Origin of the sequence: Prevotella sp. P5-108, assembly GCF_002251385.1 — a bacterium.
Lineage (GTDB): Bacteria > Bacteroidota > Bacteroidia > Bacteroidales > Bacteroidaceae > Prevotella.
The window spans coordinates 1-384 of the sequence record NZ_NPJJ01000052.1; the positions used below are offsets into that span (position 1 = coordinate 1).

General features: G+C 46.9%; 2 tRNA genes. Both read left to right on the top strand.

The features are described from left to right. Window positions 1–52 precede the first annotated feature (52 nt). Window positions 53–126, top strand: a tRNA-Ile gene (locus tag CIK95_RS10170). A 41-nt stretch (window positions 127–167) separates the two neighbouring features. Then, window positions 168–241: transfer RNA gene (locus CIK95_RS10175), tRNA-Ala, on the top strand. Window positions 242–384 lie beyond the last annotated feature (143 nt).

A 384-nucleotide genomic window follows, 5' to 3' on the forward strand; every position in this document is an offset into this window, starting at 1 on the left:
AAAGAAACTGGGCGCAGTTAAGCCCACAGGTTAATTGAACGCCGAGTCAGACAGTCCTATAGCTCAGTTGGTTAGAGCGCCACACTGATAATGTGGAGGTCGGCAGTTCAAGTCTGCCTGGGACTACGCATCGACAAGATGACCGATAGAATGCTACTCTCAATTATGGGGGATTAGCTCAGCTGGCTAGAGCACCTGCTTTGCAAGCAGGGGGTCAACGGTTCGAATCCGTTATTCTCCACTCCGGGGCATGTCCCCGAAAAGATCTTTGACATATTGACACAAGCAAGACTGTAGAACAGAAGTTCAAGACTTCTAACAACAAACAGAAAGCTGAAAGTATGAGCGAAAGACAGGCGAATATATTTATTTGTCCTATCTACG